The 20987-nt window shown below is 73.0% G+C and carries 17 protein-coding genes and 2 pseudogenes; 16 read left to right on the top strand and 3 right to left on the bottom strand.

The genetic code is table 11. The features are described from left to right. The first annotated feature begins 1111 nt into the window (after positions 1-1111). The 10 genes and pseudogenes from ACZ7EC_RS27605 (at position 1112) to ACZ7EC_RS27560 (ending at position 10580) form a co-directional block, all read left to right on the top strand. Positions 1112-1975 carry a phenylacetate--CoA ligase family protein gene (locus ACZ7EC_RS27605; RefSeq protein ID WP_471066721.1) on the top strand — a complete coding sequence of 288 codons (864 nt, stop codon included), beginning with the start codon at positions 1112-1114 and terminating at the stop codon, positions 1973-1975. Then, entirely contained in the window at positions 1972-3327 is a 1356-nt protein-coding gene (locus tag ACZ7EC_RS27600) for an MFS transporter (protein WP_471066719.1), read from the top strand. The genes ACZ7EC_RS27605 and ACZ7EC_RS27600 overlap by 4 nt, the downstream gene beginning before the upstream one ends. Further along, the gene (locus ACZ7EC_RS27595; RefSeq protein WP_471066718.1) at positions 3324-4463 is read left to right on the top strand and encodes a GNAT family N-acetyltransferase; all 1140 of its coding nucleotides are present in this window, start codon (positions 3324-3326) and stop codon (positions 4461-4463) included. The genes ACZ7EC_RS27600 and ACZ7EC_RS27595 overlap by 4 nt, the downstream gene beginning before the upstream one ends. After that, positions 4460-5626, top strand: coding sequence for a LuxE/PaaK family acyltransferase (locus ACZ7EC_RS27590; protein ID WP_471066716.1), 1167 nt, complete (start codon positions 4460-4462; stop codon positions 5624-5626). The genes ACZ7EC_RS27595 and ACZ7EC_RS27590 overlap by 4 nt, the downstream gene beginning before the upstream one ends. Then, on the top strand, positions 5623-8139 hold the full coding sequence (locus tag ACZ7EC_RS27585; RefSeq protein ID WP_471066714.1) for an acyl-CoA reductase: 2517 nt from the start codon (positions 5623-5625) through the stop codon (positions 8137-8139). Before ACZ7EC_RS27590 ends, ACZ7EC_RS27585 begins: the two co-directional genes overlap by 4 nt. A gap of 100 nt (positions 8140-8239) precedes the next feature. Then, a pseudogene (locus tag ACZ7EC_RS27580) lies at positions 8240-8334 on the top strand. Between the two features lie 76 nt (positions 8335-8410). Continuing rightward, positions 8411-8536: pseudogene (locus ACZ7EC_RS27575) on the top strand (1-acyl-sn-glycerol-3-phosphate acyltransferase); the annotation flags it as partial. 166 nt (positions 8537-8702) lie between these two features. Then, positions 8703-9209, top strand: a complete 507-nt coding sequence (locus ACZ7EC_RS27570; protein WP_471066712.1) for a winged helix-turn-helix transcriptional regulator — start codon at positions 8703-8705, stop codon at positions 9207-9209. A 70-nt stretch (positions 9210-9279) separates the two neighbouring features. Beyond that, positions 9280-10134: an alpha/beta fold hydrolase gene (locus ACZ7EC_RS27565; RefSeq protein WP_471066711.1), complete on the top strand. Its 855-nt coding sequence runs from the start codon at positions 9280-9282 to the stop codon at positions 10132-10134. 53 nt (positions 10135-10187) lie between these two features. Further along, positions 10188-10580 (top strand): nuclear transport factor 2 family protein, encoded by a 393-nt coding sequence (locus tag ACZ7EC_RS27560; protein WP_471066709.1) that lies wholly within the window; start codon positions 10188-10190, stop codon positions 10578-10580. 18 nt (positions 10581-10598) lie between these two features. Here the strand turns inward: ACZ7EC_RS27560 and ACZ7EC_RS27555 are convergent, their stop codons facing one another. Beyond that, positions 10599-11396, bottom strand: a complete 798-nt coding sequence (locus ACZ7EC_RS27555; protein WP_471066707.1) for an alpha/beta fold hydrolase — start codon at positions 11394-11396, stop codon at positions 10599-10601. Positions 11397-11501: 105 nt separating this feature from the next. Then, positions 11502-12368: a helix-turn-helix domain-containing protein gene (locus ACZ7EC_RS27550; RefSeq protein ID WP_471066706.1), complete on the bottom strand. Its 867-nt coding sequence runs from the start codon at positions 12366-12368 to the stop codon at positions 11502-11504. Positions 12369-12585: 217 nt separating this feature from the next. Between ACZ7EC_RS27550 and ACZ7EC_RS27545 the strand changes: the two genes are divergently transcribed. The 4 genes from ACZ7EC_RS27545 to ACZ7EC_RS27530 all read left to right on the top strand — a co-directional run bounded on the left by ACZ7EC_RS27545 (position 12586) and on the right by ACZ7EC_RS27530 (position 18247). Further along, positions 12586-13296, top strand: coding sequence for a response regulator transcription factor (locus ACZ7EC_RS27545; protein WP_471066704.1), 711 nt, complete (start codon positions 12586-12588; stop codon positions 13294-13296). After that, entirely contained in the window at positions 13293-14744 is a 1452-nt protein-coding gene (locus ACZ7EC_RS27540) for a HAMP domain-containing sensor histidine kinase (protein ID WP_471066703.1), read from the top strand. Before ACZ7EC_RS27545 ends, ACZ7EC_RS27540 begins: the two co-directional genes overlap by 4 nt. Before the next feature lie 6 nt (positions 14745-14750). After that, positions 14751-16739: a glycoside hydrolase gene (locus tag ACZ7EC_RS27535; RefSeq protein ID WP_471066701.1), complete on the top strand. Its 1989-nt coding sequence runs from the start codon at positions 14751-14753 to the stop codon at positions 16737-16739. A 140-nt stretch (positions 16740-16879) separates the two neighbouring features. Next, complete coding sequence (locus ACZ7EC_RS27530; protein ID WP_471066699.1) at positions 16880-18247, top strand: MATE family efflux transporter; 1368 nt, start codon at positions 16880-16882, stop codon at positions 18245-18247. 125 nt (positions 18248-18372) lie between these two features. On the opposite strand, the gene ACZ7EC_RS27525 is transcribed toward ACZ7EC_RS27530, so the two are convergent. Next, entirely contained in the window at positions 18373-18942 is a 570-nt protein-coding gene (locus tag ACZ7EC_RS27525; protein WP_471066698.1) for a GNAT family N-acetyltransferase, read from the bottom strand. A 307-nt stretch (positions 18943-19249) separates the two neighbouring features. Here ACZ7EC_RS27525 and ACZ7EC_RS27520 point away from each other — a divergent pair, with 307 nt between their 5' ends. Together ACZ7EC_RS27520 and ACZ7EC_RS27515 are read left to right on the top strand one after the other, a co-directional pair. Then, complete coding sequence (locus tag ACZ7EC_RS27520; RefSeq protein ID WP_471066697.1) at positions 19250-20044, top strand: SDR family NAD(P)-dependent oxidoreductase; 795 nt, start codon at positions 19250-19252, stop codon at positions 20042-20044. Positions 20045-20183: 139 nt separating this feature from the next. Next, positions 20184-20978: an SDR family oxidoreductase gene (locus ACZ7EC_RS27515; RefSeq protein WP_466410450.1), complete on the top strand. Its 795-nt coding sequence runs from the start codon at positions 20184-20186 to the stop codon at positions 20976-20978. The last annotated feature ends 9 nt before the right edge of the window (positions 20979-20987 follow it).

Below are 20987 nucleotides of genomic sequence, written 5' to 3'. Positions count from 1 at the left end.
GTCCGTGGTCCACGCGGCCACGTCCGTGGACCACTCGCGTACGTCGCAGCGGAAGGCGAGCGCCCGCGCGTGCGAACCGGCCGGCTGTTTCGGCGAGTTCGATCCGAGTGTCCTCGCCCCGGCGCAGCGGTACGAGGACGTGGGTGCCGGTGAGGCGGATGGTGCCGTTCGGGGCCCCGAATCCGTCGCTCCGCTCAGGCGGCGAACCTGCCGCACAGCCGTGTTCGCCGTGGCGGTGACCTCCGCCGCCATCACGGGCAGCCTGTCGACCACCGTGAGCAGTTCGGGCAGGTCGACCGTCCCGCTTCCGCGGGCGCCCCCGGCCTCGCGCAGAAATATTCACAAAGGGCACATGCCGTACTCCGGTCCGTCACCCGGCGTCCCTGCGCCCTCTCCCCGTGCCGCCCGCCGATCTCCGGCCCGCATGCAAAGGGTCCTTTTGGTACGGCCAACCATTCCTTATGGAATCGGGGCGGCATGTGACCACCGTCTCCGCTCCGCCGGGAACCGGAGGAGGCGTGAATTCGTCGCCTCCGGGCCAAGCCCATTGCCTGAAAGGCTCGTTGATGCAAGCCCGTTCCGAATGGTGAGATACGCTGAGTGGCAGCGGTTGATGAAACGGTCCTCCGGCCCGACCTCCGGGGTGGACCGAATCCTCCGTACCCCCGTCGTGCCCCTGGGTCGCCGACGGGTACTCCTCTTCGAGCAGGAATTGATGCCCGTTCAATCATTGGCGGAGCTGGTACGCTTCGCGCGCCTCAACTCACCGTTCTACCAACAGCTTTACTCGCACCTTCCCGATCAGGTCACCCAGCTCACGGACCTGCCGGTCGTGCCCCAGGCGGAATTCTGGCGGGCCAACTCACCCCGCGGGAACACACTGCTGACAGCCCCGCTGCAGGAAGCGGTCGTCTTTCGCAGCGGCGGCACCACGGGATCCCCGAAGTTCTCCTGCTACACACGCACGGAATGGCGGGAATTCACCTCCGCTTTTGGCGCCGGACTTGTCAACGCCGGTCTGCGGCCGGGCCATCGAGTGGCCGATCTGTTCTACGCCGGAGACTTGTACGCGAGTTTCACCTTCATCCTGGATTCACTGCACCGTTCCCCGGTGGCCAACGTACGGCTTCCGCTGGGCGGCGCGACACCCTGGGAATCCACCGCGGCCACCTTGGAGGAGTTCCGCGTCGAGGTCGTCGCCGGCACCCCGACCACCCTCTGCGCGCTCGCCGAACGCCTCACCGCGGCCGGCCGCACCCTGCCCGACGTCGAGCTCCTCTTCTTCGGCGGGGAGTGCCTCTTCGGCGACCAACTCCCGCTGCTCGGCAAGGCGTTCCCGAACGCCGAGGCCCGCTCACTGGGCTATGCGAGCGTCGACGCGGGCCTCCTCGGCGAGGCAGTACCCGGCGGCGACCCGCGGGTGCACCGCGCGTTCGTCCCGCACACGGCCGTGGAGATCCTCGACGACGAGGACGTGCCCGTCGAGGACACCGGCGTCGCGGGACGCCTGGTCGTCACGGATCTGCGCCGCCGGCTGATGCCGGTACTGCGCTATCCGGCGGGCGACCGCGCGGAGTGGGTGGACCGGGACGCGGGCGTCTTCCGCATTCTCGGCCGCGCCGAGGAGGGCGTACGGGTCGGCCCCGTCTCCCTCTACACCGAGGACGTGCACGACGTCGTGCGCGGCGCCGACACGGCGGGCGAGATCACCGGGCTCCAGCTCGTGATACGCCGCCAGGACGGCCGCGACGGCCTCGTCCTGCGCCTCGCCACCGGCGAACCCACCGACCGGCACGGCGCGTTGGGCGCCGCCGTGGCCGCGGCCGTCCTCGCCCAGCGGCCGGCCTACACCGGTGCGGCGGACGCCGGACACGTGAACCCGCTCACCGTCGAGTGGGCACGGCACCAGGATCTCGCCGTCAACTCCCGTTCCGGGAAACTGGTACGGGTCGTCGACGAACGGCCGCACTCATGAGCGCGGCCGCCCCGCGCGGCCGGCGCCTGCCGCTGGTGCTGCGCAACCCCTCCTTCGGCCGGGTGTGGACCGCTCAGCTCCTCACCCAGGCCGCGGGCCGGATGTTCCAGGTGGGCGCGGTCTGGTGGCTCGTCGGCTTCGCCGGGGGCGAGCGGCGCGGTCTGGAGTCGGGCCTCTTCCTGATGGTGAGCACCCTCCCCGCGGTCGCGCTCGCCCCCGTGGTCGCCCGTGTCGTGGCGCGCCACGCGCACCGCACGGTGCTGGCCGTCGCCGCGGCCGTGGCGGGCTCCGTCGCCGTACCGGTGGCACTCTGGGCGTACGCCGGTGAGCTGCCCATGGCCGCGGTGTACGCGGTGGGCCTGGCCCTGGCCGCCTGCCAGGCGGTGTTCGACCCGTGCCTGACGACATCGGTGCCCGAACTGGTCGAGGACACCGACATCGAGGCCGCCACCGGCTTCGAACTGTCCACCCAGTCGCTGGCCGGACTCGGTGGCGGACTGCTCGGGCCGCTCCTGGTCGACGCGGGCGGCCTCCCGGCGGTCGTGGCCGTCTGCGGCACCGCCTATCTGCTCGCCGCCCCGCTGGTCGCCTCGGCCCGTTTCCGCCACGCGACCGGCACGCCCGACGCGCCGCAGGATCCACCGGACCAACAGGACGCCCCGGACGGCTCCATAACCGGAGACGGAGAACACGGCACGCCACCCGCACGCCGGACGCTGCGCCAGATCCTGGCCGGGCTCCCGTTCATCCGCCGTGTGCTGCTCTGCTTCGCCGCCGCGAACCTGTTCACCACCGCCGTCTACGTCGTCATGCCGCTGTACACCCGGAGCGTGCTGCACTCCACCGGGTCGACCGTCGCCACCCTGGAGGCCGCGCTCGGCGCGGGCACCCTCGTCGGTTCCTTCACCGGGGCGCGCGTACCCGGCCGCCCGGTCGCCGTCGGCAGCGCCTGCCTGGCCGTGATGGCCGTGGCGCTCGGGCTGCCGGGCCTGTGGGCCGGGCACGCGACGGCGATCGGCGCGCTGGCCGTCGCCGGGTGGTGCGTCGGCGTGATCGGCGTCCGCTTCGTGGCCCTGTTCCAGCGCTTGGTGCCCGCGGCCGACAAACCCGGCTTCTTCGCGGTCATGCAGGCCCTCCTCGGAGCCACCTTCCCGCTGTCCTCCCTCGTCTTCGGCGCGCTCGGCGACCACCTGGGCGCGCGAGCGCTCTGCCTGATCCAGGGCGCCGGACTGGTCCCGGTCGCGCTCGCGCTGTGGTGGCTCGGCGGACGCGCGCGGCCCGGCGCGCCGCGCACCTCCGCCGGCGTCGCGGCGACGGCCGCGCCCCTCGTCCCGGCGAGGGAGACGTCATGACCGTCCTCCTCGCCCCGGCGGCGGTCCAGGACATCGCCGAACTGCGGCAGTTGTACTTCGACGTGTACGGGCACGGCTACCCGGTGCCGCTCGGCAGCGACCCGGCCGTGATGCGCCGGACGATCACCGACGGCTCCGCCCACTGGCTCACCGCCCGTACGCCCCGCGGGGACCTCGTCGGCTCCGCCGTCGTGCAGACGGACGCGGGCAGCCGCGTCGGCAAGCTCCTCGGGCTCGCCGTGCACCCCGGACACCGCGGCGGCGGACTGGCCTCCCGGCTGACCGGCGCGGTGTGCGAGGCCGCCCTGGCCACCGGTGTGCCCGACTCGCTCTACGCCACCGTCCGCGTCGTCACCGAGGGCCCGCAGCACGTCGTCGTACGCAACGGCTTCCGGCCCCTCGGCCTGCTGCCCAACGCCGTCGAGGTCGACGGCTGCGAGAGCCTCGCGCTCTTCGCCCGCTACGCCGACGGCGTGCTGGAACGGCGGGCCCCCGTGGACCGCGTGCCCGAGCGCCTCACGGGACTGCTGGCCGCCGCGTCTGCGGGCATCGGCATCGACTGCGCCGGCACGGCACGGCCCGTCGCCCTCGAAAGCGTGCCCCGCCGGGCCTGCGGGGCCGAGCCGATCGAGCTGATCTCCGCACCGGCCTTCGTCCGCCGCCGCTTCCTCGAACGGTTCCCCCGCGCCGCCGACCGCTTCTTCCCCCTGCACACCCCCAACGCGCTGCTGGTCGCGGCCGACGGCGGCTTCGAGGCGTACGCCGACCTCGATCCGGTGGCGGGCAGCTGCGCGCTCGTGGCGGTCCACCCGCGCCCCGCGGCGCTGACCGGCGCCCTGGAGGCGCTGATGACCACGGTCACCCGAGCCGGTGCCGACTACGCCGAGACCCTGCTGCCGCTGGCCGACACCGAGGCCCTGGAGATCTTCCTGGCCTCCGGGTTCGTGCCGAGCGCGGTCTACCCGGCGATGCGGCGCGTCGGCGACCGGCTGCACGACTACGTGGTGCTCTCCCGCACCAGCCGGCAGATCGACTTCCGTACGACGGCCGTCAGCCCGCTGCTCCAGCCCTACCTCGGCGCCTATCTGAGCGCCTGGGCCTCCACCTATCTGCCCCTTCACGAGGTGTCCCGATGAACCCCCATCTCGCTCCCGTCGAGGTCCCCGACCCGGCGGCGCTCGGCCAGGTGCAGCGCCTGTGCGACCTGGCGGACCCGTACGGGACCGGCGCCGAGGCCGACGGGCTGTTCGCCGCCGCCATGGCCGAGACCAACGCCTGGCACGCCGCGCGGTCCCCGTTCTTCGCCGCCCTGCTCCAGGAGCAGCCCGAGATCTCGGCGCCGACCGTCGGCGACGGAGTGCGCACCCCGTTGGTGCCGGCCGCGTTCTTCAAGCGCCACGAGGTGCTCTCCGTCCCCCGCGACGAGGTGTTCCTGCACCTGACCTCCTCGGGCACCACCGGACAGAAGTCCCAGATGTTCTTCGACCGGTGGACGATCCGCTCGGCCCAGCGCATGGTGGCCCGGATCTTCGACCACTACGGCTGGATCACCCCCGACCGGCCGGTCAACTACCTGCTCTACAGCTACGAGCCCGCGCCGTCGCTGAAACTGGGCACGTCGTTCACCGACAACTACCTGTGCGACTTCGCCCCGGCCCGGCACACCACACACGCGCTGCGGCACACCGGCTCCGGCCACGAGTTCGACGTGCACGGCTGTATCGCCGCGCTTCAGCGCTACGCCGACGAGGACGCGCCGGTCCGCATCCTCGGCTTCCCGGCTTTCCTGTACTTCACCCTGGAGCGGATGAAAGCCATGGGCATGGCCCCGCTGCGGCTGCCCGAAGGATCGCTGGTGGTGCTCGGCGGCGGCTGGAAGGGCCACACCGACCGGCAGATCGGCAAGGACGAGTTCCGCGCCGCGGTCACCGAACGCCTCGGCATCCCGGCCGAGTCCGTCCGCGACACCTTCGGCTCCGTCGAGCACTGCGTACCGTACGTCGAGTGCGCGCACCACCGGCTGCATGTTCCCGTGTGGTCGCGCGCCGCGGTCCGCGACCCGGGGACGCTGCGCCCGCTGCCGTACGGCGAACCCGGCTTCCTGCACCTGGTCAGCCCGTACATCACCTCCGTACCGGCGCAGAGCGTCGTCATGGGCGACCTCGCCTCGCTGCATCCGGGCGAGGAGTGCCCCTGCCCGCTGTCCACCGACTGGTTCACCGTGCTCGGCCGCGCCGGGGTGAGCCGCAACCGCAGTTGCGCGGTCGCCGCCGCCGAAATGATGAAGGGAATGTCGTGACCGCTTCCGCACCCGTACTCCACCTCTGGCAGGGCGAGTTCGTCGACGACGCCGAGGCAGGACGGCGGATGGCCGGTCTGCCGGAGACGGCCGCCCGCGTCCTGGAGCGCCCGCTGCCCACCGACGTCGTGCTCGGCGCCTGCGCGGCGGTCGGCGCGGACCTGGCCGACCCCCGCTCCGCCCTCCACACCCGGCTGGCGGCCCACCTGCCCGCCGCGGAAGCCGGATCCACCCTGGCCGAACTGGCGGACGCGCTCACCCGGCAGGCACTGGAACGCAAGCTGCGCCGGGAACTGGGTGGCCTGCGTCCGGAACGGATGACCCGGCCGGACGGCCGCGAAACGGTGTTCGAGGCCTGGGCGCCGGTGGGGCTCCTGGTGCACATCGCACCCGGCAACGCGGCCGCGGTCGCCCCGCTGAGCGTCGTGGAGGGCCTGCTCGCCGGGAACGTCAACGTCCTGAAGACGAGCGGCTCGGACACGGCTCTCGCCCTCGACCTGCTCGCCGCGCTCGCGGCGGCCGACCCGAGCGGACTGATCGCCGAGCGGGTGATCGCCCTGCGCTTCCCCTCCTCGCGCCGCGACTGGCTGGAGACCCTGTGCGGGCAGGCCGACGCCATCGCGGTCTGGGGCGGTGAGGAGGCGGAGGGCGCGGTGCGTGAACTGGCGCCGCCCGGCTGCCGCGTCGTCGCCTGGGGGCACCGGATCTCCTTCGCCTACCTGACCCGGACGGCGGCGGCCGAGGACGGCCTGCTGGACGCGCTGGCCGAGGACGTCTGCCGCGTCGAGCAGCAGGCCTGCTCCAGCCCGCAGGTGGTCTATCTCGACACCGACGACACCGAGGAGGTCTTCGCGTTCGCCGGCCGGTTCGCCGAGCGGCTCGCGAAGGTCTCCGGCGCCCGGCCCGCGCCCCGGCCGGGACCGGCCGAACTGGCGGAGATCACCACCGTGCAGCAACTCGCCCGGCTCGAAGCGCACTTGGGGCTCACCCGCGTGTTCACCGGTGAGGACGGCTCCTGGCGGGTGCTGGCGGACACCCGCTCCGCGCTCGCGGCCTCTCCGCTGCACCGCAGCGTCTGGGTCAAGCCGCTGCCCCGGCACCGGATCACCGGGACGCTGCGGCCCATGCGCCGCTACCTGCAGACCGCGGCGGTCGGCGGCGGCCGGGCGGACGTGGCCGCGCTGTCGCGCGCCCTGTTCGCCGCCGGCGTCACCCGGATCACTCCGGTCGGTTCCATGCTCGAGGGTTACGAGGGCGAGCCGCACGACGGCGTGTACGCGCTCCAGCGCTACAGCCGCCGGGTGAGCGTGCGGGCGGCGGACGCGGAGTTCGGGCCGGTGGCGTGCCTGGACGACCTGGTGTCCGCCCCGGTCCTGCCCCCGGTCCCGGACGCGCCGCTGCTCGGCAAGGAGGGCGTGCAGCGCGCGCTGGCCGAACTGGACGCGCGCCACGCCCACCTGTACTTCCGCAGTGGCGGTTCCACGGGCGCGCCCGCGCTGTCGGTGTTCACCGTCGACGACTACGACAACCAGATGCGGGCCGCGGCCGACGGGCTGCTCGCCGCCGGCTTCGACCCGGCGCGGGACCGCGCGGCCAACCTGTTCTACTGCGGCGGGATGTACGGGAGTTTCATCAGCTTCTTCTCCATCCTGGAGCGGCTGAACGCAACCCAGCTGCCGATGGCCGCCGGACCCGACCACGCCACGGTCGCCGAGGCGCTGGTCGCCCACCGGGCGGACACCGTGTTCGGCATGCCGTCCTACCTGTGGCAGCTGTTCCACGCCGAGGCCGACCGGCTGCGCGCGTACGGCGGCATCCGCACGGTGTTCTACGGCGGTGAGCACTTCACCGGTGAGCAACGCCGCGTCCTCATGGAGGAGTTCGGCGTCGAGGTGATCCGGTCCGCCGCGTACGGCAGCACCGACCTCGGGCCGCTGGGCTACCAGTGCGCCTCCTCCGACGGCTCGGTCCACCACGTGCTGACCGACCTGCACACCCTTGAGATCCTCGACCCGGAGGCCGACCGGCCGGTGGTACCCGGCGAGCCCGGACGGCTGGTGTTCACGAGCCGGGCACGCGCGGGCCAGCGGCTGGAACGCTACGAGATCGGCGACCTGGGGCGCGCCGTCGAGGGCCCGTGCGCCTGCGGCAGCCATGTACCCCGGCTGGAACTGCTCGGCCGCTACGGCGACGTCGTGCGCGTCGGCACGTACTTCCTCAACTACCGGCGCGTCGTCGCCGCGGCGCAGGAGCGGCTCGCCTACCACGGCGAGGTGCAGCTCGTGGTCCGCTCCGGCGCCGACCGGGAGGAGCTGACGATCCGCCTGGACGAGCAGTACGCCGACGACCCGCGGGCCGCGCACCGCGCTCTGGCGGCGGAGGTGCCGGAGCTGGCCTCCGCCGAGACGGAGGGCCTGCTGGCCCTCACCGTGGAGACGGTGCCGAGGGAGGCGTTCGAGCGCACCGCGACCAGCGGGAAGCTGCGCACGGTCATCGACCTGCGCGCGGCATAACGGGGGGCAGGGGCGGCGCGTCCGTGTCAGCGGCGCGTCAGCGGTTCCTGCCAGTCTTCTTCCTGTGAACGGCACCGGGAACCACCGGGGCCGGGAGCAGGGAGAGGTGCCCGGAGTGGTTGATCGGGGACCGCCGAGTCCGTCTCGTGGTCGGGCCCTTCGGGGCCCACGCAGGTTCGAATCCTGCCCTCTCCGCCTTAAGGGCCCGCGTGCGGGCGTAAGCGCGGGCATGCGGGAACCGGGACGCGAGGCGGCCGGCAGCCGCGGTTGAATCGCGGCCGACCACACCTCATTCGCGGACCCCGCGGTCGTCCTGGCCGCACTGCACCGCCCGGGCGCCCGGTCCGTCGTCATGGCGACCGCCGGCCTGTGGCGGGTGCCCCTGCTCGGCCGGGCGGCGGTCAGCCCTCTCATCAGCGTCTCCGACGGCGCCTCTCGGGCCCGGTGGCACCACCGGCGGCCAGGAATCCTCTCGGGGCGACGGGTCACGCGCCCCGGAACGCCGCAGGACGAACCGGTATCGTTTTGCTACTGGTGTTGTTTCCCGACCGCGAGGAGGAGCTGTGGCCCAACCGAACAGACCGGTGGTCTTCCAGCATGGGCAAGCGTTCCTGGCGGCGATCTCGGAGCGCTGGAACTACCAGATCCTGCGCGAGGTCTTCTTCGGCGTCCACCGGTTCGGCGAACTCAAGCGCGGGCTGGGCATCTCGGCCACCATGCTCACGGCACGCCTGAACGACCTCGTCGGACTCGGCCTGCTGGAGAAGCACGCGTACCGGGAGGACAAGCCCTGGTACGAATACCGGCTCACCGACGGCGCACGGGAACTGGTGGTGCCGGCCATCGTGGCGGTCACCCGCTGGGCGGAGGTCCACACCGACGGAGAGACGGTGGCCGCGCGGCCGCTGCTGCACGCGTCCTGCGGACACGAGACGGAGCCCTATCTCGCGTGCAGCCACTGCCACCAGCCCATCGGGGCGGCCGACCTGCGACCGCTCCGGGCGCGAGCGGAGAAGGGCGGAGCGGAGGAGGACGGAGGAGAGGATCACCGGCAGCCCGAGGAAAAGTAGTTTGGATTTGCTACTAGTAGGCGTACGCTACTAGTAGGAATCCACTCGGTGCCTGGTGTGAGGAGTGACCATGTCACGGACGGACCGGCTCGACGGCGCCACCGACAAACTGATACCGACGTCGCTCGGCCTGATGAACGTGCGGGTGGGCGGCCGGGATACCGGCCCGGCCATGGTGTTCTGGCCGAGCCTGATGATGGACGGCGCGATGTGGCGCTTCCAGTACGAGCACTTCGCTCCCACCCACCGCGTGGTGCTCGTCGACAGCCCCGGACACGGCAGGTCCGACGCGCTGCGGCGCATCATCGACCTCAAGGAGTGCGCCGACGCGCTGGTCGAGATCCTGGACGCGCTCGGCATCGACAGGTGCGTGCTGGTGGGCAACAGCTGGGGCGGCATGCTGGCCGGGGTGTTCCCGGCGTACCACCCCGAACGCACAGCCGCCGCCGTGGGCATCAACTGCACCGCCTCGTTGCCCACGACGTTCGAGAGCGTCTGGGCGACCGCGCTGGCCGCCTACCTCTCGGTGCACGCGCGGATGCCGCGCCTGGCCGCGAAGGTGGCGCGCTCGGCGTTCGCCGGCCCGACCGCCGAGGCCGGGAATCCCGAGTTCCTGCGCTACATCGACGTCGTGCTGCGCAACGACCCCAAGTCGGTGGCGTGGGCGTTGCGCAGCATCCTGATCGGGCGAAGGGACGAGCACCGGCTGCTCGCGACCATTGCGAGCGACATCCCCGTCCTGGTCATCGCCGGCGAGGAGGACAGCCAGTTCCCCGTGCACGTGGTGCGGAGGATGGCCGACGCGATCGAGGGCAGCACCTTCCGCGTCCTGCCGCGCACCGGCCACCTGGCCGCCCGCGAAAACCCCCGCGAGGTCAACGCGGAGATCGACGCCTTCCTCGCCACCCGTCCCGTCGCCGCCTGAGCGCGAGGCGACGGGATGCCATGTCGGAGGATCACCCGCAGCGTGGAGGAACCATGACCTGGAACGCCGCCCCCGCCCCGGTGCCGGGGTGGGTGGGACAGCTCATGCGCGAGATCGACACCCTCGACTTCGGCGCGGGGTTCGCCCTGATGACCGACGACACCGAGGTGTTCTTCGGCACCGCCCACCTGGTCGGCGCGGAGGCCGCCAAGGCGTTCTTCGTCAAGATCGACGAGCCGCTGCACATCAGTCACACCGTGCTGGAGTGCTGGCAGGCCCCGGATGGGGTGCTGTTCCTGCGCGGCGAGGCCGTCATGGCGAAGAAGACCGACCCGGACACGGTCGTACGGGCTCCGTTCATGCACCTGTACCGGCTCGACGACCGCGGCCGGATCCGCAGCCTCCACATCACCGCCGGTCCCCTGCGCACCGACGCGGTGATGTGAAGCAGCGGGCGCCGGGTCCTACCCGTGCGCGGGCGACGACCGCTGCGGGAGGCGGCGGACGAAGTCCAGCAGCAGGGCGCAGAACGCTTCGGGCTGTTCCAGCGGCGCCAGATGTCCGGCGTCGGGGATGACCGCGGTGCGACCCGCGTCGAGGTCGCCGGCCAGCCCCTCGGCGCCCTCGTGGAAGTCGGGCATGTCGTGCTCGCCGACGCCGACCAGAGCGGGTATGCCCCTGAGCGTGCGCAGTGCTGCCGGGCCCGTGCCGAGGGGATCCGCCGCCTGCGGCGGCTCGCCGTAGGTGAGTTGTCCGGTCAGCCGACGGCGGAGCATGCGGGCGGCGTGCGTGCGCACCTCCTCGGTGGCCCCGGCCGAGGTCCACGCCTCGACGCCGGCTTCCACCGCGGCGGCCAGATCGCCGACGGCCAGCGCCGTCCGTTCGGCCTCCCAGGCGGCGTCCAGACGTGAGGAGGCGGGCTGGTCGTGGGGCCGGTAGCCGACCAGTACCAGCCCCTCCACCCGCTCCGGTGCCGTGACGGCGGTCTGGAGTGCCACCAGGGCGCCCAGCGAGTTCCCGGCGAGCACGAAGCGGTCGGCCCCGAGGCGGTCGAGCGTGTCGAGCACGTCCGACCAGGGGGCGACCTCGCGGCGGTCGGGCACGATCGCGTCGCCGTGGCCGGGCAGGTCCAGGGCGATGGCCCGCACGCCTGCCTCGGCGAGCATCGGAAGGTGGGCGTCCCACATGGTGCGGTCGGTGGGCCGGGCGTGCAGCAGGACGACGGGCCGTCCCTGGCCTGCCTCGGTGAAGGGGAGCAGCATGGCTTGGGGTGCCTTCTTCGGTGAGTGGGAGGGGTGGGGCCGGCCGGTTGCCGACGAGCGGCCAGGCCTCTGCCCCTTGGGGCGGCCGGACACCGTGGGCGGCGGTCATGTTCGGACGTCTTCTTCTTCCGCGGTGGTGTCGTGAACGGTGGGAACCGGGCCCTGCTCGGCCGGCCGGCGGAGCAGGACCAGGGCATCGGCGCTGGCGCTGCCCGGTTCCGCGCTGTAGACGGACAGGTGCTGACCCGGCGCGCTGGTGACGGCCAGCGCCTCGAAGTGCAGCCGCACCTCACCCACGCGGGAGTGCCGGAAGCGCTTGTCCTCCTGCGTGCGGGGACGGACCTCGTAACGTGCCCACAGTTCGGTGAAGGCCGGGCTGCGCACGCTGAGTTCGCCGACGATCCGCTCGATGCGCTCGTCCTCGGGGAACTGCGCGCAGGACGCCCGCAAGTTGCCCACAGCGGTGCGCGCCGCCTTGTCCCAGTCGACGTAGAACTCCCGCGCGAACGGATCGAGGAAGATCATTCGCAGCAGGTTGTCGTACCGGGCGAACCCGCGGTACAGCTCGGACGCCATCGCATTGGCGGCCAGTACGTCCTGCGCCGCGCCGACCACGAAGGCCGGCACGTCGCGCATGCCGTCCATCAGCCGCACCAGTTCCGGGGCGACGGCAGTTGCCGCGGCCGCCGTGGCGAAGAAGGGCAGGCCGAGCCGGAACAGGTGCCCCGCCGCGGCACCGTCCAGCCGCAGTGCCGCGGCGATCGTCCGCAGCACCTGCTCGGACGGGTTGCGCTCACGCCCCTGCTCCAGGCGGATGTAGTAGTCCGTGCTCACCCCGGCCAGCAGCGCCACCTCCTCCCGCCGCAGCCCCGCCACCCGTCGGTCCCCGCCGTCGAGCAGCCCGACGTCTCGCGGTGTGACCATCGCACGGCGAGCACGCAGGTACTCGCCGAGCTCGTTGTCGCTTTCCATGCCGGCCACGCTAGACCCACCCCCTGGCACGGGGCGTGGGTGCGCTGCACCCACCCAGGAGCTGCGGCCACCCGGCAACCCGTCGGCGTCCGGCTCACTCCGCGCGGGACGCGCGGCCGCGGCGGGGGCACGGGGCGTCGGCCGTCGTGACGGATGGCCGGGTGGGCGGCCGTGGGTGCCTGGTGGCCAGGGCGCGTGTGTTTGGCAAGCTGGCCGGATGAACAGTGCCAGTGAGCGGGTGCGTGCGGAGAAGGTCCTGGTCGTCGACGACGAGCCCGAGGTGCGGTACGCCGTCGAGGACGGTCTCGCGGTGGAGGGCTACGCCGTACGCGGGGCGGAGGACGGGCCCGGCGCGCTGGCCGCCGTGGCCGAGTGGGACCCGGACGCGGTGGTGCTCGACGTGATGCTGCCGGGCCTGGACGGGCTCGCGGTCTGCCGGCGGCTGCGGGACCTGGGCGACCGCACTCCGGTCCTGGTCCTCACCGCGCTCGGCTCGGTGCGCGAGCGGGTCGACGGCCTCGACGCGGGCGCCGACGACTACCTGGTGAAACCCTTCGCCCTGGACGAGCTGGTGGCCCGCGTGCGGGCGCTGCTGCGCCGCTCCGGTGCCGCCGGGCCCGCGGCCGGGGCGGAGCTGTCCTTCGCCGATCTCGTCGTCGATCCGGTCACCCGCTCCGGGCGGCGCGGCACGCGTACCGTCGAGTTCAGCCGCACCGAGTTCTCGTTGCTGGAGCTGCTGCTCCGCCATCCCGGACAGGTGCTGCCGAGGAGCGTGATCCTGGAGCGCGTGTGGGGCCGCGACTTCGGGCCGGAGTCCAACTCGCTGGCCGTGTACGTCGGTTATCTGCGGCGCAAGCTGGAGGCCGGGGGCGAGCCGCGGCTGGTGCACACGGTGCACGGCGTCGGCTACCGGCTGGACCTGCCGTGAGGGGCCCGCGGTGGCGCCGGGATGGCGGGACGGCCGGGTGGCCGCGGCGCCGGCTGCGCACGCGGCTGACCCTCGCCGCCTCGGCCGCCGTCGCGCTCGTCGTGGTGGGGGTCTGCGCCGCCGCGTTCCTGGTGATCCGGCACCAGCTGCTGCACCAGCTGGATCTGCATCTGACCCAGTCCGCGCGGCTGGCCGCCCAGCAGTACCGGCGCGAGCCGCCGGGCGTCGTCCAGGGGGAATGCCGGTATCTCGCCGCCCCGGCCTGCACCCAGCTGGTGCCCGCCCGTGCCGGGGACGATCCGGCGGGGCCCTACCTGCTGCCCGTGACCGGCGCCACCCGCCAGGTGGCGGCCGGTACGCGCGGCCCTTACTACAGCGAACTCCGCCTCGCCGGTCACAGCGCCCGGATGCTGACCACACCGCTGGGGGCGGGCCGCGCCCTCCAGGTCGCGGTGCGCGCCGACACCGTCGACCAGGGGGTGCGGCAGGCCGCCGGGCTGCTCGGCGCCGTCGGCGCGGCCGGTGTGGTGCTGGCCGGGGGGCTCGGCTTCTGGGTCTCCCGGACGGGCCTCGCCCCCGTCGCCCGGCTGACCGCGACCGCGGAACGCATCGCCGCCACCCGCGACGCCCGCCACCGCATCGAGCTGCCGCCGGAGCGGGCGGACGGCGACGAGCTCACCCGGCTCGCCACCGCCTTCAACACCATGCTCGGGGAGCTGGAGAAGTCGGTGACCGCCCAGCGCAGGCTGGTCGCCGACGCCTCCCACGAACTGCGCACCCCGCTCACCGCGCTGCGCGCCAACGCCGATCTGCTCGTCCGCTCCGACCGGCTGACCGGGGCGCAGCGCGAGCGGGCGGCCGGCGCGGTCGGCCGTCAGCTGCGCGAGGTCACCGTCCTCGTCAACGACCTGATCGAACTGGCCCGCGAGGAGGAGCCGGACCCGCTGGTGGAGGACGTCCGGCTGGCGTCGGTCGTCGCCCACGCGGTCGACGCGGCCCGCGACCACTGGCCGGACGTGCCCTTCCGGCTGCGGATCGCGCAGGACGCGGAGAGCGGCACGGTGGCGGGCGTACCGGCGCGGCTGTCCCGGTTGCTGTCCAGCCTGCTCGACAACGCGGCCAAGTTCAGTCCGCCCGGCCGCCCCGTCGAGGTCACCCTGGCCCGTGCGGAGCGGGGCGCGGTCCTGGAGATCCGCGATCACGGGCCGGGCATCGCCACCGAGGACCTGCCGTACGTCTTCGACCGCTTCTACCGGGCCCGTACGGCTCGCGCCCTGCCCGGTTCCGGGCTGGGTCTGGCCATGGCGCGCCAGATCGCCCGCGCGCACCACGCCGACCTCACCGCGGGGAACGCGCCCGGCGGAGGCGCGTTGTTCCGGCTGCGGATGCCGGACTTCGCCGCGTCCAGCGGCCTCTCACAAGTCTCTTATCCCGGAGCACCACAGTGACGGGCCATGAAGGCGAGGAAGATCAGGAAGACCAGGAAGAAGGTCGTCGCGCTGAGCGGCGCCCTCGCGGTGCTCGGTGTGGTCGGCACGGCCACCGCGTTCGGTGACGGCGGCGGTGACCGGCAGCGCGTCGAGGTGCACGGGGGCCGGGTGACCGTGCCCGTCGCGGGCGGACACGCGGTGGTGGACACGGCGTCGCTGGCCGTGCGCGCACAGGCCGACGACGGCCGCGGCTGGCAGCTCTCGGCGCCCGCCGCGGGCGGTTTGGGCCCCGCCGGGAAGGTGTCGGTGCGCGGCGGCGAGGCCATCTGGCGCTATCCGTCGACGGGCTTCACCGTGACGGCGGCCGCCCGCGGCGGACGCCTGGCGGTGTCGGTGCGCTCCGACCGGGAGACCACGTTGAACTGGCCGGTGACCGGTGCCGACGCGGCCGTCCGGGAGATGCAGCTACCACGCGGCGAGGGCCTGTCCGTGCCGGTCGCCGACCGGTGGTGGAACTCGCCACAGGCCGGGCTGGCCGGCAGCGAGGTGGGCGTCTCCGACGGCCTGACCATGCCGTTCTGGGGCACCAGCCTCGCGGGCGGGCACGGTTCGAGCTATATCGCCGAGTCCGACATCGGCAGCACGCTGGAGTTCGTCTCCACCGGCGGCCGTCTGCGCACCGAGGCGCGGCACGCGTTCTCGGCGCGGGAGGGCACCGGGAACTACAAGATCACTTTCGCGCTCACCGACGGCTCCCCGGTGGCCGCCGCCCGCGACTACCGTGCCTGGCTGCTCGGCCACGGCGGCATCACCACCCTGCGCGCGAAGATCGCCGCGAACCCGGCGGTGGGCAGGCTGGTGGGCGCCTTCCACGCCTACACCTGGGGGCAGGCCCGCACCGCCGAGGGCGTACGGCGGCTGCGGGAGCTCGGCATCGACCGGATGTGGCTCGGCTACGACGCCGACGGCTCCCCCATGGACGCGGGGGCCGTCGCGCTCGCCGAACGCTCCGGGTACCTCGTGGGACCGTACGACTCCTGGGCCAATGCCCAGGACCCGGAGTCGGCCGACACTTCGGTGTCGAAGTGGCCGTCCCCGGTGTGGCCGGACGCCTGCGTACGGGGCGCGGACGGCAAGCCGGTCACCGGTTTCGGCGGGCGCGGCTGCTACGTCAGCTCCGAGGCGCTCAGGCGGGCCGAGCCGTCGAAACACTATCTCGCCGACCGGGTACGGGAGATGACCGCAGGCGGTGCCGACAGCTACTTCCTCGACGTCGACGCGGCCGGTGAGCTGTTCACCGACCACTCCCCGGCGCACCCGATGTCCCAGGCGCGGGACCGCCGGAACCGGCTGGAGCGCATGGCCTGGCTGTCCGGCGACCGGAAGCTGGTTCTCGGGTCGGAGAGCGCCGGTTCCTGGGCGAACAAGGTGGTGGCCTTCAGCCACGGTTCCGGCACGCCCGTCACCGACGGGCTGTGGGCGCTGGAGCGGGACCGGGCGACCTGGGGCGGCTACGCCCCGGCCGGCGCGCCCGCGATCTACTTCAAGCCCGTGCACCTGCCGGACGGCATCGCCAAGGCGATGTACGACCCGAGGTACCGGGTGCCGCTGTACCAGACGGTGCTGCACGACTCGGTGATCAGCACCGAGCGCTGGGAGCTGTCCTGGTCGAAGCTGCCGGACCAGAGCCGCACCCGCGCGCTGCTGGCGATGCTGTACAACGTGCCGCTCAACCTGGTGCTCGACCAGTCCGAACTGGACGCGCACGGCAAGCAGATCGCCGCGTTGCAGCGGTACTTCGAGCCACTGCACAAGGCCGCGGCCACCCTGCCGATGACCGGGTTCAGCCGGGTGACACCGGACGGCCTGGTGCAGCGGACGACCTTCGGCGACGGCGTACTGACCATGACCGCCAACTTCTCCACCGCGACGTACGGGGGCCTGCCCGGCGGGTGCGTCGACGCGGCGGTCAAGGGCGGCAAGGCCCGGCGTATGTGCCCGCCGGGGTTGTGACCGTCGGGGCGGTGGCGGTCGGGGGCCGTCGGGGGACGCCGGGGCGGTGATCCGCCGGGGTGACGGTTGATGGCCCGTCTTCCTCGGGCGCACGGTCCCGCATTCGCCGCTTTCGCTGAGCTTGCGGAAGGTGCAGTGTGATGATCGACAGTGTGATCAGCGAGGGAACTGGATCAGCGAAACGCGGTATGTGGGTGGGGATAGCGGCGGCGGCGCTTCCGTTGTATCTGACGATGGTGGCCGCCTCGGCCGGTGCTCTGGTCGACACCGCGTTGCTCGGCCGCCACGCCACCGCCTCGCTCGCGGCCTTCGCCGTGGCCATGGCGGTGTTCAGTCCCGCGACCGCCACGGTCGCGGGCGCGTTGCGCGGGGTGATGCCGTTCGTCGCGCCGTGCAAAGGGGATCCGGACCGCCTCCTGCCCGTGGTGCGCAGCGGGACGTGGCTGGCGGTCGCGGTCGGGACCGTCGCCGCGGCGGCGGTCGCGGCCGTTCCGCTGGTCGGTCGAGCGGCCGGGGTCCCCCGCAGCACGCTCGACCAACTGGGGGTCTTTCCCCTCCTGCTGGCCGGCAGCGTGCTCGCCATCGCGGTCGGCTCGTCGGCCGCGTCCGTCCTGGTGGCGCTGGGCCACTCCACGTCGGTGATGCGGGCGGGGCTGTTCGGCACCGCCGCGTCCACCACGCTGTCCGTCCTCCTCGTGGGCGGCCCCGGCCCGCTGCCGGGGTACGGCCTGACCGGGGCGGGCGTCGCCATGCTCGCCTCCAGCGTGATCAGCGCCGCTGTCAGCCAGGTGGCGATCCGCCGCTCCACCGTGCTCAAGGGCCGCTCTCTGCGTCCGGGCCGGCCCGATGTCAAGCAGGTCTGGAACGTGGGGGCCGTGGGGATTCCGCTGGCCGGCACGGTGCTCGTCAAGTTCGCGGTGCTGGGCGTCCTGACCTTCGCGGCGGCCAGGATCGGCACGGACGGCGCCGCGGTGCACAGCGTGGGCATCTCCCTGGTCAACCTCGTCTTCACGGCCGCGGTGGCCATCGGCCAGGCCACCGTCCCGCTGGTCGCCGGGTACGCGGCGAGGTACGACAGTTCGCGGATCCGGCGCAGCGTGCGGGCGGGGACGTGGCTGGCGCTGGTCGTGGTGGGCTCCATCGCGGCGGCGGTGCTCGTCTTCGGTTCCCAGGTCGTTCCGCTGTTCTCCCGTGATGCGGAGGTGCGGCCGCAGATCATGAGCCTCCTGCCGCTGGTGGCGGTCGTGGCCGTCACCGACGCGATGCAGGCGGTCGTCGGTTTCGGGCTCATCGGGCTCAAGCGCGCCGTGCCGAGCTTCGTGTCGACCTTCGCCGCCTACGGAGTCCTGGCCGCCGTCGCCGCTCCGGTGGCCGCGGCCGGGGGGCTCGCCGCGCTGTGGGCCGCCCTCGCTCTCGCCAATCTCGTCCAGGCGGTGGGCAAGGCGTACTCGTTCCACCGGCACAGCGCCTTCACCGGGGACCGCGCGCACGCGCCTGCCGCCGTGTGAAGGCGGGGCCTCGCGTCGCGGCTCGCGGGCGGCGACGGCGGGGCGCGGGCGGGCGGCGCGGCTCTGGTCCCGGTTTCCGGCCCCCGCCGATGAGTTGAGGCGAACCCCAGGACGCTGACGGTACGTCAGTCACGGTCCGGGGCTGATCGCCATTCGCGGGCGAGGATGGCGTAGACGTACTCGCTGCCCCAGCGTTCGCCGTCGAGGTCGTTGTCGACGAGGTGGGCCTCGCGTCGCATGCCCAGGCGCTCGCAGACGCCCACCGAGCCGGCGTTGAGCACGTCCAGGCGGGCGAACAGACGGTGCACGGCCAGCTTCTCGAAGGCCAGCGCGGCGAAGGCGCGGGCCGCCTCGGTGGCGTAGCCCCGGCCGCCGTGGGCCGGGTGGAAGGCCCAGCCGATCTCGGCCTGGCGGGCCCGTGCGCTCGCCAGTTTCAGGACGACCTCGCCGACCAGGACACCGTCCTCGGCCCGGCAGACCGCGGCCACGAGGTCGTCGCCGTCCTCGGCCCACGCCGTGCCGGCCGCCCAGCGGGCCAGGCTCCGCGCGCACTGCTCGCGGGTGAGCGGCGGCCGGTAGAGGTAGCGGGCGACTTCGGGCAGACGCTGGTAGGCGTACAGCGCGTCGAGGTCGTCCGGTGTGAACGGGCGCAGAACCAGTCGCTTGGTGGCGAGCGGCAGTTGAATCGTCGTCATCGGTCTGTCTCCCCCCTCGGCTCCCCGCGGGCCGCCGCCAGCGTAACCGGCCGGGGAAGCGCGGCGGCCACGGGCGGACGGCCATGACCGCCCGGCCCGTGAGCACGGTGTCTCCGTGGGGGACGCCGCCCTCCGGCGGGGCGATCGTGGGAAAACGCTGGGGCGTATGGCGTAACCCCCGCGGCCGGTCGTGCCGTGTCCGCGCCCGCGGGCCGACCATCGGGATTTCCGAGTCCGCCACCGCCCCACGGGCACAGCAGGAGCGGCACCGGTGCATCGCCACCGCCTCGACGGGAAGACACCCATCATGAAGATCGATCTCTCCGGCCGCACCGCCCTGGTCACCGGCTCCACCCAGGGCATCGGCCTCGCCATCGCCACCTCGCTCGCCCGCGCGGGAGCCCGCGTCGTCGTCAACGGCCGCGGCGAGGAGCGCGTCGCGGAGGCCGTCGGCACCGTGCGCGCCGACTCCGGCAGCGAGGACGTCACCGGCGCCGCGGGCGACCTCGCGACCGAGCAGGGCACCGCCGGCGTCCTGAAGGCCGTGCCCGCGGTCGACATCCTCGTCAACAACCTCGGCATCTTCGGCAGCGCGGCGCCGCTGGAGATCGACGACGCCGAATGGCGCCGCTACTTCGAGGTCAACGTCCTCTCCGCCGTCCGGCTCATCCGCGCCTACCTGCCCGGCATGAAGGAACGCGGCTGGGGGCGGGTCCTGAACCTCGCCAGCGACTCCGCCGTGGTCATCCCCGCCGAGATGATCCACTACGGCATGACGAAGACCTCGCTGCTCGCCATCGGCCGCGGGTTCGCCAAGGACGCCGCCGGTACCGGGGTCACCGTCAACTCCGTCATCGCCGGGCCCACGCACACCGGCGGGGTCGAGGAGTTCGTCCGCGAACTCGTGGGCGACAAGCTGCCCTGGGACGAGGCGCAGCGCGCGTTCATGGTCAAGTACCGTCCCCAGTCCCTGATCCAGCGCCTCATCGAGCCCGAGGAGATCGCCAACATGGTCGTCTACCTCGCCTCTCCCCTCGCCTCCGCCACCACCGGCGGCGCCCTGCGCGTCGACGGCGGCTACGTCGACTCGATCCTCCCCTAGGGCCGGTCACAGCCGCTTGCCGAGGGTCCGGGATCCGCTTGCTTGGAGTGCGCTCCAGCGCCATAGCGTTGCGACGAGCCGGACCGAACACCCAACGTGTCGGCGCATCCTGGCGCACGACCAACCGGAAAGACGGCAAGTGGTGGACAACCAATTCTCAACGCATACCGCACTTTTCGATCTGCGTGGAAAGCGCGCGCTCGTCACCGGTGGCACCCGAGGCATCGGGATGATGATCGCGCGTGGCCTTCTCCAGGCGGGCGCCCGCGTGGTGATCAGCTCGCGCAACGCGGAAGCGTGCGCTCGGGCACAGGAACACCTCTCCGCATTCGGTGAGGTGCGGGCCATCCCCGCCGACCTGTCCCGCCACGACGAGTGCCGGCGCCTGTCCGACCTCGTCACCGCCGACGCGGAGCGCCTCGACATCCTCGTCAACAACGCGGGCGCCATGTGGGACGAGCCGCTGGCGACGTTCCCGGACGCGGCCTGGGACACGGTCGTCGATCTCAACCTGAAGTCGCCGTTCTGGCTGGTCCAGGCGCTGCTGCCCGCGCTTCGCACGGCCGGCACCGCCGACGATCCCGCGCGGATCATCAACATCGGCAGCATCGCCGCCATCCACATCCCCCAGCGGCCCAACTACTCGTACTCCAGCAGCAAGGCCGCACTGCATCAACTCACCAGAGTGCTCGCCAGGGAACTGGGACCGCAGCACGTCACCGTGAACGCCGTGGCGCCGGGACCGTTCCCGTCGGCGATGATGGCCGCGACCCTCGACGAGCTCGGCGAGGCGATCGCGGCGTCGGCCCCGCTGCGCCGGATCGGCCGCGACGACGACATGGCGGGTGTCGCCGTGTTCCTCGCAAGCCGGGCCGGCGCCTACCTGACAGGCGCCGTGATCCCCGTCGACGGCGGTATCGCCACGACCGCTTAGGCGTCGGTC

The sequence above is a fragment of the Streptomyces sp. NPDC037203 genome, assembly GCF_055605065.1.
This window is presented reverse-complemented; position numbering and strand designations above follow the sequence as displayed.

Coding starts and splice junctions, on each gene's coding strand:
- ACZ7EC_RS27600 (WP_471066719.1), top strand. CDS start 1,972: ATGAGCGCGGCCGCCCCGCGCGGCCGGCGCCTGCCGCTGGTGCTGCGC.
- ACZ7EC_RS27595 (WP_471066718.1), top strand. CDS start 3,324: ATGACCGTCCTCCTCGCCCCGGCGGCGGTCCAGGACATCGCCGAACTG.
- ACZ7EC_RS27590 (WP_471066716.1), top strand. CDS start 4,460: ATGAACCCCCATCTCGCTCCCGTCGAGGTCCCCGACCCGGCGGCGCTC.
- ACZ7EC_RS27565 (WP_471066711.1), top strand. CDS start 9,280: ATGTCACGGACGGACCGGCTCGACGGCGCCACCGACAAACTGATACCG.
- ACZ7EC_RS27560 (WP_471066709.1), top strand. CDS start 10,188: ATGACCTGGAACGCCGCCCCCGCCCCGGTGCCGGGGTGGGTGGGACAG.
- ACZ7EC_RS27555 (WP_471066707.1), bottom strand. CDS start 11,396: ATGCTGCTCCCCTTCACCGAGGCAGGCCAGGGACGGCCCGTCGTCCTG.
- ACZ7EC_RS27550 (WP_471066706.1), bottom strand. CDS start 12,368: ATGGAAAGCGACAACGAGCTCGGCGAGTACCTGCGTGCTCGCCGTGCG.
- ACZ7EC_RS27545 (WP_471066704.1), top strand. CDS start 12,586: ATGAACAGTGCCAGTGAGCGGGTGCGTGCGGAGAAGGTCCTGGTCGTC.
- ACZ7EC_RS27535 (WP_471066701.1), top strand. CDS start 14,751: ATGAAGGCGAGGAAGATCAGGAAGACCAGGAAGAAGGTCGTCGCGCTG.
- ACZ7EC_RS27530 (WP_471066699.1), top strand. CDS start 16,880: ATGATCGACAGTGTGATCAGCGAGGGAACTGGATCAGCGAAACGCGGT.
- ACZ7EC_RS27525 (WP_471066698.1), bottom strand. CDS start 18,942: ATGACGACGATTCAACTGCCGCTCGCCACCAAGCGACTGGTTCTGCGC.
- ACZ7EC_RS27520 (WP_471066697.1), top strand. CDS start 19,250: ATGAAGATCGATCTCTCCGGCCGCACCGCCCTGGTCACCGGCTCCACC.